This window comes from Teichococcus oryzae, assembly GCF_008386565.1.
Classification (GTDB): domain Bacteria; phylum Pseudomonadota; class Alphaproteobacteria; order Acetobacterales; family Acetobacteraceae; genus Pseudoroseomonas; species Pseudoroseomonas oryzae.
Genome location: NZ_VUKA01000021.1, coordinates 19,071 through 31,705, shown reverse-complemented (window position 1 = coordinate 31,705; position 12,635 = coordinate 19,071). Strand labels below are relative to the sequence as shown.

At 65.2% G+C, this 12,635-nt stretch carries 14 protein-coding genes; 2 read left to right on the top strand and 12 right to left on the bottom strand.

Translation table 11 applies throughout. The features are described 5' to 3' along the window. The coding region (locus F0Q34_RS19455; RefSeq protein ID WP_206668098.1) for a hypothetical protein at nt 1–186 on the bottom strand (186 nt) is incomplete at its 3' end. Nucleotides 187–396: 210 nt separating this feature from the next. Between F0Q34_RS19455 and F0Q34_RS19450 the strand changes: the two genes are divergently transcribed. Then, on the top strand, nt 397–663 hold the full coding sequence (locus F0Q34_RS19450; RefSeq protein WP_149813978.1) for a hypothetical protein: 267 nt from the start codon (nt 397–399) through the stop codon (nt 661–663). A gap of 141 nt (nt 664–804) precedes the next feature. Here the strand turns inward: F0Q34_RS19450 and F0Q34_RS19445 are convergent, their stop codons facing one another. From F0Q34_RS19445 to F0Q34_RS21905, 10 genes are all read right to left on the bottom strand, one after another. Further along, complete coding sequence (locus F0Q34_RS19445) at nt 805–1,623, bottom strand: SDR family NAD(P)-dependent oxidoreductase (RefSeq protein WP_149813977.1); 819 nt, start codon at nt 1,621–1,623, stop codon at nt 805–807. Further along, nucleotides 1,613–2,299 (bottom strand): hypothetical protein, encoded by a 687-nt coding sequence (locus tag F0Q34_RS19440; RefSeq protein ID WP_149813975.1) that lies wholly within the window; start codon nt 2,297–2,299, stop codon nt 1,613–1,615. The genes F0Q34_RS19445 and F0Q34_RS19440 overlap by 11 nt, the downstream gene beginning before the upstream one ends. 30 nt (nt 2,300–2,329) lie before the next feature. Then, nucleotides 2,330–3,154 (bottom strand): sugar phosphate isomerase/epimerase family protein, encoded by an 825-nt coding sequence (locus F0Q34_RS19435; RefSeq protein WP_161600957.1) that lies wholly within the window; start codon nt 3,152–3,154, stop codon nt 2,330–2,332. 31 nt (nt 3,155–3,185) lie between these two features. Further along, nucleotides 3,186–4,253, bottom strand: coding sequence for an Ldh family oxidoreductase (locus F0Q34_RS19430; protein ID WP_149813972.1), 1,068 nt, complete (start codon nt 4,251–4,253; stop codon nt 3,186–3,188). A 23-nt stretch (nt 4,254–4,276) separates the two neighbouring features. After that, nucleotides 4,277–5,275, bottom strand: a complete 999-nt coding sequence (locus F0Q34_RS19425) for a Bug family tripartite tricarboxylate transporter substrate binding protein (protein ID WP_241665590.1) — start codon at nt 5,273–5,275, stop codon at nt 4,277–4,279. 47 nt (nt 5,276–5,322) lie between these two features. Beyond that, nucleotides 5,323–6,357, bottom strand: a complete 1,035-nt coding sequence (locus tag F0Q34_RS19420) for a Gfo/Idh/MocA family protein (RefSeq protein WP_149813970.1) — start codon at nt 6,355–6,357, stop codon at nt 5,323–5,325. A 118-nt stretch (nt 6,358–6,475) separates the two neighbouring features. Next, nucleotides 6,476–7,465 carry a LysR family transcriptional regulator gene (locus tag F0Q34_RS19415; protein WP_149813969.1) on the bottom strand — a complete coding sequence of 330 codons (990 nt, stop codon included), beginning with the start codon at nt 7,463–7,465 and terminating at the stop codon, nt 6,476–6,478. Nucleotides 7,466–7,663: 198 nt separating this feature from the next. Continuing rightward, a complete protein-coding gene (locus F0Q34_RS19410) occupies nt 7,664–8,986 on the bottom strand; it encodes an LLM class flavin-dependent oxidoreductase (RefSeq protein ID WP_241665589.1) in 1,323 nt (440 codons plus the stop codon). Nucleotides 8,987–9,000: 14 nt separating this feature from the next. Further along, complete coding sequence (locus F0Q34_RS19405) at nt 9,001–10,584, bottom strand: ABC transporter substrate-binding protein (protein ID WP_149813965.1); 1,584 nt, start codon at nt 10,582–10,584, stop codon at nt 9,001–9,003. Between the two features lie 76 nt (nt 10,585–10,660). Further along, nucleotides 10,661–11,353: a GntR family transcriptional regulator gene (locus tag F0Q34_RS21905; protein ID WP_161600956.1), complete on the bottom strand. Its 693-nt coding sequence runs from the start codon at nt 11,351–11,353 to the stop codon at nt 10,661–10,663. Nucleotides 11,354–11,524: 171 nt separating this feature from the next. Here F0Q34_RS21905 and F0Q34_RS21900 point away from each other — a divergent pair, with 171 nt between their 5' ends. After that, entirely contained in the window at nt 11,525–11,896 is a 372-nt protein-coding gene (locus tag F0Q34_RS21900) for a tripartite tricarboxylate transporter substrate-binding protein (RefSeq protein ID WP_161600955.1), read from the top strand. Between the two features lie 250 nt (nt 11,897–12,146). Here the strand turns inward: F0Q34_RS21900 and F0Q34_RS19395 are convergent, their stop codons facing one another. After that, a complete protein-coding gene (locus F0Q34_RS19395; protein ID WP_149813962.1) occupies nt 12,147–12,602 on the bottom strand; it encodes a carboxymuconolactone decarboxylase family protein in 456 nt (151 codons plus the stop codon). Nucleotides 12,603–12,635 lie beyond the last annotated feature (33 nt).

The following is a 12,635-nucleotide window of genomic DNA, read 5'->3' as shown; positions in this document are numbered from 1 at the left end:
CGACCACTGCACGTCCACGCCGGAGGACTTCCACAGATTGGCCTGCCAGCTGGCCGAGCCGGTGTAGTCCTTCCAGTCGGCATAGCCGACGACGCCATGGACGTAGTCGGGCTTGTCGCCGAGCCAGGAGGAGAACTTCGCCAGGTCCGAGGGGCTGTTGCCGACGTAAACACCGAGAGCGGTCATGGGGGCTCACCTTTTGTGATCGGAGCCCCTCGGGGCTGATCACTCAAAAGTGAGTGATAATATTTAAGAAAGGCTTAAGATCGCGTAGGTTGCGATGAACCACTGTGCAGCACTGCCATGAGCTTCAGCTGCAGCCGAAGAGTTGCCGTGTTCAGAAATCACCAACAAAGACGCCGTAGGTGATCCACACTGGATCTGGGTTTGAACGACATGGACGATTTTGCGGATTGGCGTGCCGCGGACAGCTCGGGGGCACGCCCCCGGCCTGAGCTTCTCATCGCGGCCTGTCTTGAAAGCACGCAGGCCCGGCTCGCAGCGCTGATGGCCTTTCCCGCCCTGCCCTCCTCCCTTGCGGTCCAGGCCGCGCTCATGGCCCAGCTGCGGGAGGTGTTTGCCGAGGTGGAGGCCCTGCTCACCCTGGCGGAGCTGCTGGGCCTGCCGGAGTTGGACGCCGTTGTCTCCACCGGGTGTTCCTGAAGGCTCACCGGGAGAGCCTTCGCGAGCCGTTCGCCATCCCTACCGTACGACATGCTAGCCCCGCTGGTGAGCAGCCGCTGAGGAGGCAGATCCCCTCGTGCTCACCCAGGCGGGCCTCATGGTAACAAAGGTTCAAGAGGCTTATTCCAGAGCGTCAGTAGAGTACCGAGAGCGCGCGGGCGGTACGCCGCCATGGACGGCCCAGCCGTTGACCGCAAGAACGCCCGCATCAACCGGGATGTTCGCGCCCGTCACTGCTGAAGCCTCATCGGAGAGCAGGAAGGCGATGACGCTCGCCACCTCGTCGGGCTCCACTAGTCGGCCGAGGGCGCTGACTTCAGCCGGCGAAACCGCATAGCGAGTGCCTGCACGGATGTTCTCTACCATGCGGGGCACGGCGACGAAGCCAGGGCTCACCGCATTGACGCGCACGCCGCTGCGGCCCCACTCGCCTGCCATACCCTCAGTTAGCATGTTCACGGCCGCCTTCGCCGAATAATAGGCGTGGCCGTGGTTGGGCCGCTGACCCACCATGGAAGAGATATTGACGATAACGCCGGCGCCGCGCCGTGCCATGCGTTGACCGAACTCGACATTGGCGACGTAGGTCCCGCGGTAGCCGGACTGGACAATGCGGTCCCACACCGCCAGCGGCAAGTCCTCTGGCGGCTGGCGCGGCGCGAAGATGGCAGCGGCACTTACCATGGCATGTACCGGGCCAAACTCTGTCTCGATTCGCGCTGCGCAGGACCGGATCGAGGCCTCGTCAAGCACATCCACGGCACCGCCCCAGCCCTCGCAGTCCTGTGCCACGGCCAGAGCCGCGGTGGTATCAAGGTCCGCCACAGCCACCCGCCAGCCCTGCCGCGCCAACAGGCGGCATGTGGCCGCGCCGATGCCATTACCCCCGCCGATGACGGTCGCGACACGCCCCCGCCCGCGCGATCCCTCACCCGACATGATCGGCGATCCGTGCCAAGCCATACTCCATCTGGTAGAGGCCGCCCTGCGCACCCGGAGCTGCGCCACGCTGCTGCAGCGCCGCCGTGTCAAGTGCAGCGACCGCCGCGCGCACGCCATCGGCTGAGGATCCTTCCACCATGATCACCCAATCCGGTGGCGTGATAGTACGGCCACGCTGCAGAGCGGTGTTGGTGCCGCTCAGTGCCGGATCACAGACCAGCAGGTGCACACCTGTGACCTTCGGCTGCTTGAGCAGCGGTGGGAGCAACGCTTCCTTCAATGCCTGCGACAGAGCCTGAGCCTGCCCTTCCGCCGGGCTCAGGCGCAGAGTCCACAGAAAGCCGCCATCGGTATGGCCGACGCTGTAGGCGGCGCGGCAGACACCGCGCAGATTGTTGCGGAACGCCGGCAGCACCTCCAGCGACCAGGGCGTAGGCTGGCCAAGCCGCGCTTTGTAGCCATCGCTAGAGAACACCTCAACGGAAGCCGCCTCGTAGAACGTGACGAACTCGATATCCGCCTCGATGGCGATGTAGCGCCGGCCGCGATGGAAGCCCGGAATGCCGATCCGCTCCGGCATGTGCTCGCGGGCATGCCATTCGAAGAAGGCGTCGCGCTTCTCGGGGAGGATATCGTTCCAGATAGCGATGAAGCCTTGGCCGGCCAACGGCATGGTCGTCTCCTTGGGATGGTTCAGAATGGGTCAGACAAAGCGGCCGACCGGAGCGCGGGCAAGAAAACGGTCGGCATCCGCCTTGGCTGCCCGGGCGCGGTCCACCGCTGTGCCATGGATGAGGTCGCTGCGCGCCACCTCGTACTCAAGCTCCAGCCCCTGCGGCAGCGCCGCCATAAAGGCATCGAGAGGCAGCTCGCCCTCACCGAGTGGCAGGCGTGAGGTGCGTGCTTCCTGCATCAGTTCCTGTGCGGAAGCCGGCTGCCGCAGGCGCCGTGCATCGCAGAGCTGCGCAAAGCTGATGCGCTCTGCAGGAAGGCGGGCGACTTCCTCGGCGGTACCACCAGAACGGTCCAGATGCAGCGAATCCACCAGGATGCCGAGATTGGGCGCCGCGCAGCGCGCCACCATCGCCTCGGCCTCGCCGACGGTCCGCACCGCGCTGTAGGGCATGAATTCCAGCGCTACACGGATGCCGCGCGCGGCAGCGCCCTCGGCATAACGCGACAGGATTTCCGCGAAGCGCGTGAGCTCCGGGTCGAAGCCATTGGCAACGATCAGCTCGCCGCCTAGCTCTGCCGTCGCGTCCAGCACCGGCTCGACGTCCTCCCACCGGACCTCGGGATAGAACTGATAGGCGGAGACATTGGAGAGGGGGATGCCGGTGTTACGCAGCAACTGGCGCAGGGCGGTCAGGGCGGCGGCGTCGCCCAGCACCGTGCCGGCATAGGCGTCGCCCGGCCGCCGGGGGCAGATGCGGATCCCCACCGCGTCGAAGCCGGCCTCCGCCGCGGCGGCGATGGTCTCGGCAGGCGTAGCGCTGGCGGTCAGGTGGGCAAGGGTCAGGCGTGACATGGACATGTCCTTCTGGTCGAACCGGATTGCTTCAGGCGCTGGCCGGCTGCGCCAGCGGGCGCGGCGGCACGAGGCCATGCATTCCGGCGAGGTCATGCAAATCCGCCTCGATGGCTGTAGGCAGCGGAATGCCGTGGTCGGATTGCTGCGCCTCCGCCCGTGCGGCACGCTCGCCCGGCAGCAGGATCTCCTCGCAGCCGGCGCGCAGCGGTGTTTCCTTAAGACGCCCGGTCAAGTCGTCGACGCGCAAACGGAAGCCGGCAACGTCCCGGAAGGCGGCGATGTCGATGGCGAGATGCAGGTGCCCACTGGCAACGCGACGCTCCGGCGCGGCGAACCAGGGTGGAATCTCATCCAGCATGGCGGCGTCACCGAGGATGCCGGCCAGGATCTCGCCCATTACCGCAAGGCCGAAGCCCTTGTGCCCGAGGGGCAGCAAGGCGCCACCATCCGCCAGCGCCTCGGGCGCCGTGGTGTCACGCCCTTCACGGTCCAAAATCCAACCCTCAGGAATGTCCTCTCCGCGCTTGGCCGCCAGGCGCACCTTGCCGCCGGCAGAGACGCTCATCGCCATGTCCAGCACCACAGGCGGCTGCTCCGCCGCCGGCACGGCGATGCCGAGGGGGTTGTTGCCGATGGCATTCTGTCGGCCGCCCCAGGGCGCCATGCCCGGCGCGCCGTTGGTCCAGGTCAGGCCGATCATGCCGCACTGCAGCGCCAGCATTGCGCTGTAGGCGCAGGTGCCGATGAAGTCGCTGTTGCGGGCCACCACCAGACCAACGCCGCATTGCGCCGCCTTTTTAATGGCCATCTGCATGGCTTCATGCGCCGTGACGGCGCCGAGGCCGCCATCACCGTCGATCAGGGCGGTCGCCGGCGCATCCCGCAGCACCCGTAGTGCCGGCCTGGGATTGGCGCCGCCCTGCCGTAACCTCTGCAACAGGAACGGCAGGCGGATCACACCGTGCGAGTGCGTGCCCCGCAGATCTGCTGCCACCAAGCAGTCCGCCGAGATAGCGGCATGCCCGGCGGAAAGCCCCTCTGCTGCGAACAGCATGGCGGCGAAGTTCCGCAGGTCGCTGCTGGCATAGCGGTTCATCCGACGAAGCCCCCGTTTCGCGCTCAATAAACCTGCAGGTTGGCGCGCCGCGCCACCGTGCCGTAGAGCTCGCTCTCCATGCGGATACGAGCCAGGAACTGATCCGGTGTGTTGCCGACGGGGTCCAGTCCGAGCACGGCCAGGCGCTGGATCACGGCAGGCTGGCGCAACGCTTCACCCACCACCTGCTGCATCCGGTTGAGCACGGCTCCCGAGGTTCCTTTGGGTGCGTGCAGCCCGAACCAGTTGGCGCAGCGATCCAGGGCGGGGTAGCCGACCTCGGTGGCGGTCGGCACCTCCGGCAGGCGTTTCTCCCGATGGCGGCCGATGATCAGCAAGGGCCGGACCTGCCCTTCACGGATGGCGCTCTCCACCACCGGATAGGTACTGAGGCTGAGCTGGACCTGATTGCTCATCAGGTCCGGTAGCAGGGCTGCGCCGCCGCGATAATGGATCGCCTCGATTTCGATCCCGGTTTCCAATCGCATGAACTCGAGGAACAGGTGCAGATTGCCGCCCGAACCCGAGGTCGCATAGCTCATCCGCCCCGGCTGCCGCTTCGCAAGCGCGACGAAATCGCTGAAATTCTTCGTCGGCAGCGCATTGTTGGTGCAGATGATCTGGTCACCCTCACCGATCATGGTGATGTGCTCCAGCTCCGTCACCGGATCGACGCGCAGATTGGTGTAGGTGTGCGGAGAGACGGTGATCTGCCCGCCCGATGAGGCCAGAAATGTGGAGCCATCGGCCGGTGCCCGCACGACATATTCGGTGGCCAGGTTGCCCGCAGCACCGGTGCGGTTCTCCACCACCACGGGCTGACCCAGCACCTCCGTCAGCGAAGGCCCGATCATCCGTGCCACGAGATCCGTGAGTCCGCCGGGTGCATAGCCCACGACAATCCGGAGTGGCCGGCCCGGCCAAGGCTGGGCCAGTGTGGGCCGTGCCAGCGCCCCACCTGCCGTGCCGAGTGCTGCTGCGAGCAGCATGCGCCGTGACGACGCGCAGCTTCCGTGTTCCATTCTCGTCCTCCCAGTATTCGTTCGGCCTTGTTGCGGCTGGTTTTTACTTATGGGTGCGGGTTTTGACGCCGCGCCAGGGCGCGGGGCGGCCCAGCCAGGTCATAGACACGCTCCACCAGCGCCAGCGTGCGAAGCTGGTCCTCCGCTGAAGTCTGATGCGCGCCTCCGTTGCGGATCTGGTTCACGAAGTGCTGCACCGAGGCGTCGAAACTGTCCTGTCGGGCCGCATCCTCGTCGAACCGCAGCTCCTCCGCCTCGGCGCCGAACAGTCGTAACGTGGCATCCTCCAGAACCAGGCTGCACCGCGTGCCGGCGATCTCCATACGGTTTGGCGCGCGCGGCTTGTGGCCGGCGGCGGACAGGACGCCTTCCACCACCAGCGGCATGCCCGTCTCCGCCTCCAGAAGGATTGCCGCCGCATCCTCACCGATCACGTCCGTCGAGGCGCGAGCGATCAGGGCGGAGACCACTTCCACCTCGCCAAAGAGCGAGCGGACCGTGTCCAGCTCATGGATCAGCGATTCGGCGACGAGGTAGCGCCGTTCCGTCGCGACAAAAGGCTGGCGCTGCAGGGCGGGCACCACGCCATCGGCACCGGGGATCAGGTTGGAGCGCCACAGCGAAAGCCGCGCCTGCACCGGCGTACCCAGTCGGCTGTCCCGCAGCCAGTCCCGGATCACGCCGAAATAGGCGCGGAACCGCCAGTTCTCATTGACCATGACGCGGATGCGGCCGCCGATCTCGTCAACCAGGGCGCGCGCCTCGGCCAGGGTCGGGCATAGCGGCTTCTCGCACAGCGCGTGAATCCCATACCGCGCCGCCAGAAGCACCAGCGCCGCATGCGTCTGGCGCGGAGTGATGATGTCCACTAGGTCAAGCCGCGCCTCGCGCAGCATCGCCTCGGCCGAGTGGTAGACGGCACCGATGCCGAACTCAGCGGCGCGCTGTGCGGCCCTGGTGGGATCAGGGTCGCAGAGCGCAACGACCGAGGCACCCTGGCAGCGGGCCCAGGCACGGAAATGATCGGCGCTGATCAGGCCGCAGCCCAGCACACCCACACGCAATTCCGAACCGGCCTGCATCCGCGCAATCCCCTCCTGCTCATGGCGGCCTTGAGGTGGCGCCCTTCAGGAAGAAAGAATGCTGGCGCGGCGCGGCGCCTGTCCAAGTCCGATTGCTTCTGTCTGGTCGAAGCCAAACTTATGGGGCGTCCCGGTCGGCTTCCGGCAGGGCCATTTGATCCACTGTTCGCGACAACGGCGCAGACAAGCTGGGCAGAGGGGTGGCCAGCGTACCCATTGCTTCCACCATGCCGCTCATGGCCCGGCCGAGCAGGTCGATCAGGGCGCCCTCGTTCAGGAACAGTGGCCGCCGGATCAGTCTAGCCAGGAACAGGGTCCGTCTCAGGCTCGGGGAGACGATGCGCCGGCCGACCAGCCGGCCCGCCTGGATATCCTCCGCTGCACTGCCGAAGGCCATGATGGTGGCCACCTGCTCGCGAAACAGGAGGCTGCGGATGGCGGCCACCGAACTGGCCTCGAAGCTGATGCGCAGGGGCACGTTGAGCTTGTCGGCGGTCAGTTGAACAAGCCGCCGAAGAGCGTCGCGTTCGCCGCCCAAGACCAGTTCCTCCTGCGCCAGCTCGCCAAAGGCCACGCTCTCGGCAAGGCTGGCCCGAGGCGCGCTGACGAGCAGCAGCTCGTCCTCCATCAGCGGGACGCGCAGCAAGCCAGGACGCTCAGCGACGTCATAGGTAACGGCAAAGTCGATCTCCTCCCGCTCCAGCGCCTCAACCAGATTCAGCGTTTGGCCCTCCACCAACAGGAGGTGAACACTGGGCAGTTCCTCGCGAGCCGACAGCATCAGCGTCACGCCGAGCAGGTTCGTCACCCCATTGGTGAGCCCGAGCGAGATGTTCTCTCGCAGTGGGGAGGACACAGTCTTCACCTCCCGCTGGGTGTCCTCGACCAGCCGCAGGATCTCGCAGGCGCGGTCATACAGGATCTGTCCCGCTGCCGTCGGGGTCACGCCGCGTGAGTGGCGGTGCAGCAGGGGCACCCCCAACGCTTCTTCCAGCTGACGGATCTGTAGGCCAAGGCCCGGTTGGGCGATGAAAAGCTGCTCGGCGGCCCGGGTAATGTTCCCGGCTTCAACCGTCTTGGTGAAGTAGCGGAGCTGGCGCAGATTCATCGAACGGATGCCCAGATCTTAGCAGAGTCATGCTGCATTGTGCTCTACCAACCGCGCTACCATCAGCTTGGTCGTGGAGTAATGGAGGTTCATGAGAAAGCCGTTGACCACAGGGGCACGTGGCAAAAAATTCTGATAATCGCCGCATCCGCGATGCGCTGGCATCGCGATGCAAGGCGCTCAGTTTAGTCGTGCTTCTTAAGAGAGTTGATTGTTAGGCCGCGTGAGCCCTAGGTTCTCCCGCAACGTTCGGCCCTCATACTCCTCCCGGAACAGCCCGCGGCGGCGAAGTTCTGGAACGACCAAACGGATGAACCGTTCCAGCCCTGTGGGCACAACTGGCGCGGCGATCATAAAGCCATCGCAGGCCTTGGTCGTGAACCATTCTTCCATCGTATCCGCCACCTGCTTGGCGCTGCCCTTGAACATGTTCCCGCCCATCTGCGGCAGGATGCGCTTGTAGGTTTCGCGCACTGTCAGCTTCTCCTCCCGCGCGACGCGTAGGATACCCTTGCCGATGCCGGTGTGCCCCACATGCTCGTCGTCGAAATCAGGCATCGGCTCATCCAGAGGATAGTCTCGCATCTTCCGTCCCAGCATCTTAGACAGGTAGTCCACGCCGACCGCTGGCGAGACCAGATCCTCGAGTTGCTGGAACAGCGCCTCCGCCTCCTCCTCCGTTTCCCCGGCGAAGATGGTCACGCCGGCCAGGATGCGCATGTCATCCTCGGCGCGGCCGAATTTTGCCATTCGACCCTTGATGTCGGCGTAGAGCCGCTGAGCGTTGGCGAGGTTGCCCTCGATCGCGAAGACGCAATCAGCGTGCTGCGCCGAAAGATCCTTGCCCGTCTCAGACTGGCCTGCGGAGAAGATCACCGGATGCCCCTGCGGCGGGCGCGGCGCGTTCAGCGGGCCGCGAACCTGGAAGTGGGTGCCCTGATGGTTCAGGACATGCACCTTCTCGGGATGGAGGAAGGTCCCGCTGGCCTTGTCCTGCGGAAAGGCGTCGTCATCCCAGCTATCCCACAGCCCCTTGACCACCTTCGCGAACTCGGCGGCGCGATCATAGCGCTTGTCCCGCGCCACATGCTCGCTGTGGTTGAAGTTTAGCGCGTCATCCGGATTGGAGGTGGTGACGAGGTTCCAGCCCGCCCGGCCGCCGCTGATGTGGTCCAGCGATGCGAAGCGGCGCGCCACGTGAAACGGCTCGTCATAGGTGGTGGTGGCCGTCGCGACGAGACCGATACGGCGCGTCACCATGGCCAGGGCGGATAGCAGTGTCACCGGCTCGAACACACCGGGTCGGTCCGAAGGGCTGGTGGCACGAAACAGGTCCGGCTTGTCGAGCTGCCGGACGCCATTGCCATCGGCTAGGAACAGCAGGTCGAACTTGCCCGCTTCCGCGATCTGCGCCAGCCGCACCGCATTGGCGATGTTGGCCGCAGGGCGGTCCCATGCATCCGGGTGCCGCCACTCGCCCACATGACTGCCCGCCGCGTTGGCGTTGGCCGCCAAAACCATTTTTCTCATTTGCATCAGGCCCGCTTGACGTTCCAGAAAACCGGGAAGCCCTGGACGATCCCCGTCAGGTTCCTCCGGTAGGCGATCGGCGCGAAGAACTGGCCCAGTGGCACGTAAGGGACGTCCTCATAGGCCTGCTCCTGCACGGCCCTGGCGACGTCCTTCTGCGCGGCGAGGTCGGGCGCGTCGAGCCAGGATCGCCGCAGCGCCTCCAGCCTCGGTAGGTCCGGCCAGCCGGTCCAGGCATCGGTGCCGGTGCCCTGGAGCGATTGGTGCACGGCCGGGTTGATGACCGACAATCCGCTCCAGATCCCGAAGTAGACGCTCCATCCCCCCTGCTCTGGCGGCTCCTTCTTCACAACGCGCGCGCTGACCGTTCCCCAATCCGCCACCTGGTAGTCCACATTGAAGCCGAGCCGAACCAGCAAATCGGCCGCTACTTCACTTGCCGCCTTGACCGAGGCGCGGTCGGCCGGACCCAGCACCACGACGCGTTCGCCCTTGTAGCCCGCGGCCAGGATGTCCTGCCTGGCTCTGGCGATGTCGGGCGTGTCGCTCATGTTGGACAAGCCGGCTTCCGAGGCGAAAGGCGTACCCGGTGGAAAGAAGCCGACATTGGTCATGAACAGCGTTTCGTCCGTACCCGCCATGGCATGCATGAACTCGCGCTGGCTGGTGCCGCGCAGCACGGCCCGGCGGATCTCCGGATTGTTGAAGGGCGGGTTGAGGAAGTTGAAGCGCATGATGGGCATGCCGCCCGATATGTCGTTGATCCCGACCGCCAGTTCACGGTGTCGGGCCAGCAGCGGCAAGTAGTCCGGCGTTGGGGTTTCCCACCAATCCACCTCGCCGTTCTGCAGCGCACCCGCTGCAGTGGCAGCATCATTGATGATGATCCATTCCACACGGTCGAAATGCGTTACCTTGGGGCCGGCGGTCCAACCAGGTTCGCCATCCTGACGGGGCCGGTAGGCCTCGTGCCGGGCGAAGACGATCCGGGCGCCGATGACGCTCTCATCCGTCACCAACCGATACGGACCGCTGCCGACGATCTCCGTCACCTGCTGGTGCGGCGGCGTCTTGGCCAGCCGCTCCGGCATTATCGCGACCATATTGGCGGTGGATTTGGCAAGGCCGAAAGGCAGCAGCGGAAAGCTCCGCTTCATGCGGAACAGGATGGTGCGATCGTCCGGCGCCGAAAGCTCGTCAGTCGCGGCCATGAGCAGCTTGCCAAAGCTGTCCCGCGCGCCCCAACGGCGGATGCTGGCCACGCAATCCCGTGCCAGCACCGGCGCGCCGTCATGAAAGACCAAGCCGGGACGAAGGGTTATGGTCCAGCGCCTGTGCCCCTCCTCCGCCTCGGCGGTTTCTGCCATCTGCAGTTGCGGCAGAAAATTCTTATCCAGCCCGAACAACGTGTCGTAGACGAGGTAGGCATAGTTCCGCGTCACCTGGGTGGAAGAGAAGATCGGATCGAAGCCCGCAATATCAGTCTGCGGAATGAAGCGGAGCACACGTTGCGGTTGCGCCACCACAAGGGCCGGCCTGCCGAGCAGTCCCCCACCCGCCATGGCCAATAGATGTCTACGCCCGATCATGTCCTATTCCCCGCCTTTGGTGCGCCGCGCCTGTTTTCCTTGTTGATGGCGAAGCGTAAAGGTCCGGCTAGACTGGTCAAGGATTTTCGAAATTTTCTTTCTTCAACGCTTTTCTGATAGAAGCCGAGCCATGGCGGATGTGGCGCCGCAGGATCAGCACCGCCATTTCCACATCCCGTGCCAGAACGGCTTCCGCGAGCTTGGCATGGTCGGATTTCAGCACCGTTTCATCCAGCGGCGGCGGCCGCAGGATGTTGCGGTAGCGGCTAGAATGGTCCCACAGGATGGCGTGGAACAGGTCCTGGATAAAGTGCCGGCTGCCCGACAGCGTCTCGTAGTGGAACTGGTGGTGCGCTAGCCGCCAAGCCGGATTCAACATGTCGGAACCCTGCCCCTCATACATGGTCAGCGTGTCTAGCGCTCTGTGCGATTCCGCGACGCGCAGGGACCAGGTAGCGTCGCCTGCGCGTATCGAATCTTCCAGCATCAGTGTTTCCAGTCGTTCCCGCGCGCTCACCACCTGTTCGAAATGGGCCAAGTTAAGGGCGGCGACGCGGAAGCCGCGCTGGTCATGCGCCTCCACCAGCAACGTGGTTGACAGGCGGTAGAGCGCTTCTCGCAACGGCGTCATGCCGACCTTATAGCGGCCGCGCAACCCCTCCAGGGTCAGCTTCGATCCAGGCGGCAGCGCGCCGGAGATTACATCCTCCCGCAGTCGCGCATGGACGCGGGAGGCGAGGGTTGACGGCTCTTCGCGATCGTCCGGCAAGCATTGCTCCGAATTTCGAAATATTAGCAACCTAGCGAGTTCCGGATCAGGGCGCCAGAAACGTCTCTTTCCGCGTCGCGCTACTCCCTGAACAGGTAATCCTGCCCAAAGAGAATGCGCGCGCGCAGAACTGGCCTGCGAAGCCGGTGCGGATCGTGCCCTATCCGCCGGGTGGCGGCCTGGGCACCCTGGCGCGGGGTCCTGGCGGAAAGGCTGACAGCGCGCTGGGGGCAGACGGTCACGGTGGAAAACGCGACGCTGGCGGCGGCGGCGCGGGCGCGGCCAGGGGCGCTGAAGGTGCGCGAGAGGCTGGACATCGCACAGGTAACCTATCGTGGCCTGACACCGGTCGTGCTGGCGACGGTGAGGGGCGAGGTGCAGGGTACCCTGGCGGGCGTGGCCTCGGCGCGTGAGTTCCTGATGGCGGGCGCTCTGCGGGCCCTCGCCGTGGGCCGTCCCGCGCGCCTGCCGCAATCAACGCCTCTCGTGTGGTTCGGGCCGGCCCCTTGTTCGCGATCCGCGGTACGCAGCACTAGCAGGTGAAGTTCAGGGGGATCGGCAGCTTCGCGCCCTTCTCAGACATCTGAGTGACCAATCAGCTTTGGCAAAGCGGACATGTGCCTCCGACTGCCAATGGTCCAGATCGGTGGGATGCTGACTGTTGACTTTCAGGTCTGAGCGGCCTCGCAGCGGACACTGGACCCTTCTGCGTGACCGGATGTGCGGTATGGACTGAAGGATTGGAAGCGGGGCGGCAGCGTGGATGCCACCCCTGACGAGGCAAAGAAGCGGATCAGGCTTTTGCCCTGACCGGGAGCCGAAAGGGCGCGCCGAGCCGGTTGAATGCGTTCATTGCCGCAATGGTGATCGTGAGGTCCACGAGATCCTTCGCCACGAAGGCCGCGCTCGCAGCCGCATAAGCTGCGTCGGAAGCGTGCGTCTCGCTGACGAGCGTGACTTCCTCCGCCCAGGCGAGCGCGGCACGGTACTGGTCAGAGAACAGGTGGGGCACCTCGGCCCAGACCGGAACCAAGGCGACCTTCTCAAACGGCATCGTTTTGAGGAAGTCCCGGGTGTGCAGGTCGATGCAGTGTGCGCAGCCGTTGATCTGCGACACGCGGAGGAAGACGAGGTGGATCAGTTCGTGGGGTAGGTCGGTGCCTGCGGTGATGTAGTGGTGGATGCCGAAGAGCGTCTTCGCACCCTGCGGCGCCACCTCGTGCCAGACCAGCCTTTTGTTCTCGCTCATGCCGAACCTCTATGCTTGGAACGCCGGAGATCG

Bases quoted from the DNA above. Each gene is read 5' to 3' on its own strand.
- F0Q34_RS19425 (WP_241665590.1), bottom strand. From the start codon at position 5,275: ATGGAACACGGAAGCTGCGCGTCGTCACGGCGCATGCTGCTCGCAGCA.
- F0Q34_RS19430 (WP_149813972.1), bottom strand. From the start codon at position 4,253: ATGAACCGCTATGCCAGCAGCGACCTGCGGAACTTCGCCGCCATGCTG.
- F0Q34_RS19435 (WP_161600957.1), bottom strand. From the start codon at position 3,154: ATGTCACGCCTGACCCTTGCCCACCTGACCGCCAGCGCTACGCCTGCC.
- F0Q34_RS19395 (WP_149813962.1), bottom strand. From the start codon at position 12,602: ATGAGCGAGAACAAAAGGCTGGTCTGGCACGAGGTGGCGCCGCAGGGT.
- F0Q34_RS19440 (WP_149813975.1), bottom strand. From the start codon at position 2,299: ATGCCGTTGGCCGGCCAAGGCTTCATCGCTATCTGGAACGATATCCTC.
- F0Q34_RS19410 (WP_241665589.1), bottom strand. From the start codon at position 8,986: ATGGTTTTGGCGGCCAACGCCAACGCGGCGGGCAGTCATGTGGGCGAG.
- F0Q34_RS19445 (WP_149813977.1), bottom strand. From the start codon at position 1,623: ATGTCGGGTGAGGGATCGCGCGGGCGGGGGCGTGTCGCGACCGTCATC.
- F0Q34_RS19415 (WP_149813969.1), bottom strand. From the start codon at position 7,465: ATGAATCTGCGCCAGCTCCGCTACTTCACCAAGACGGTTGAAGCCGGG.
- F0Q34_RS19420 (WP_149813970.1), bottom strand. From the start codon at position 6,357: ATGCAGGCCGGTTCGGAATTGCGTGTGGGTGTGCTGGGCTGCGGCCTG.
- F0Q34_RS19450 (WP_149813978.1), top strand. From the start codon at position 397: ATGGACGATTTTGCGGATTGGCGTGCCGCGGACAGCTCGGGGGCACGC.
- F0Q34_RS19405 (WP_149813965.1), bottom strand. From the start codon at position 10,584: ATGATCGGGCGTAGACATCTATTGGCCATGGCGGGTGGGGGACTGCTC.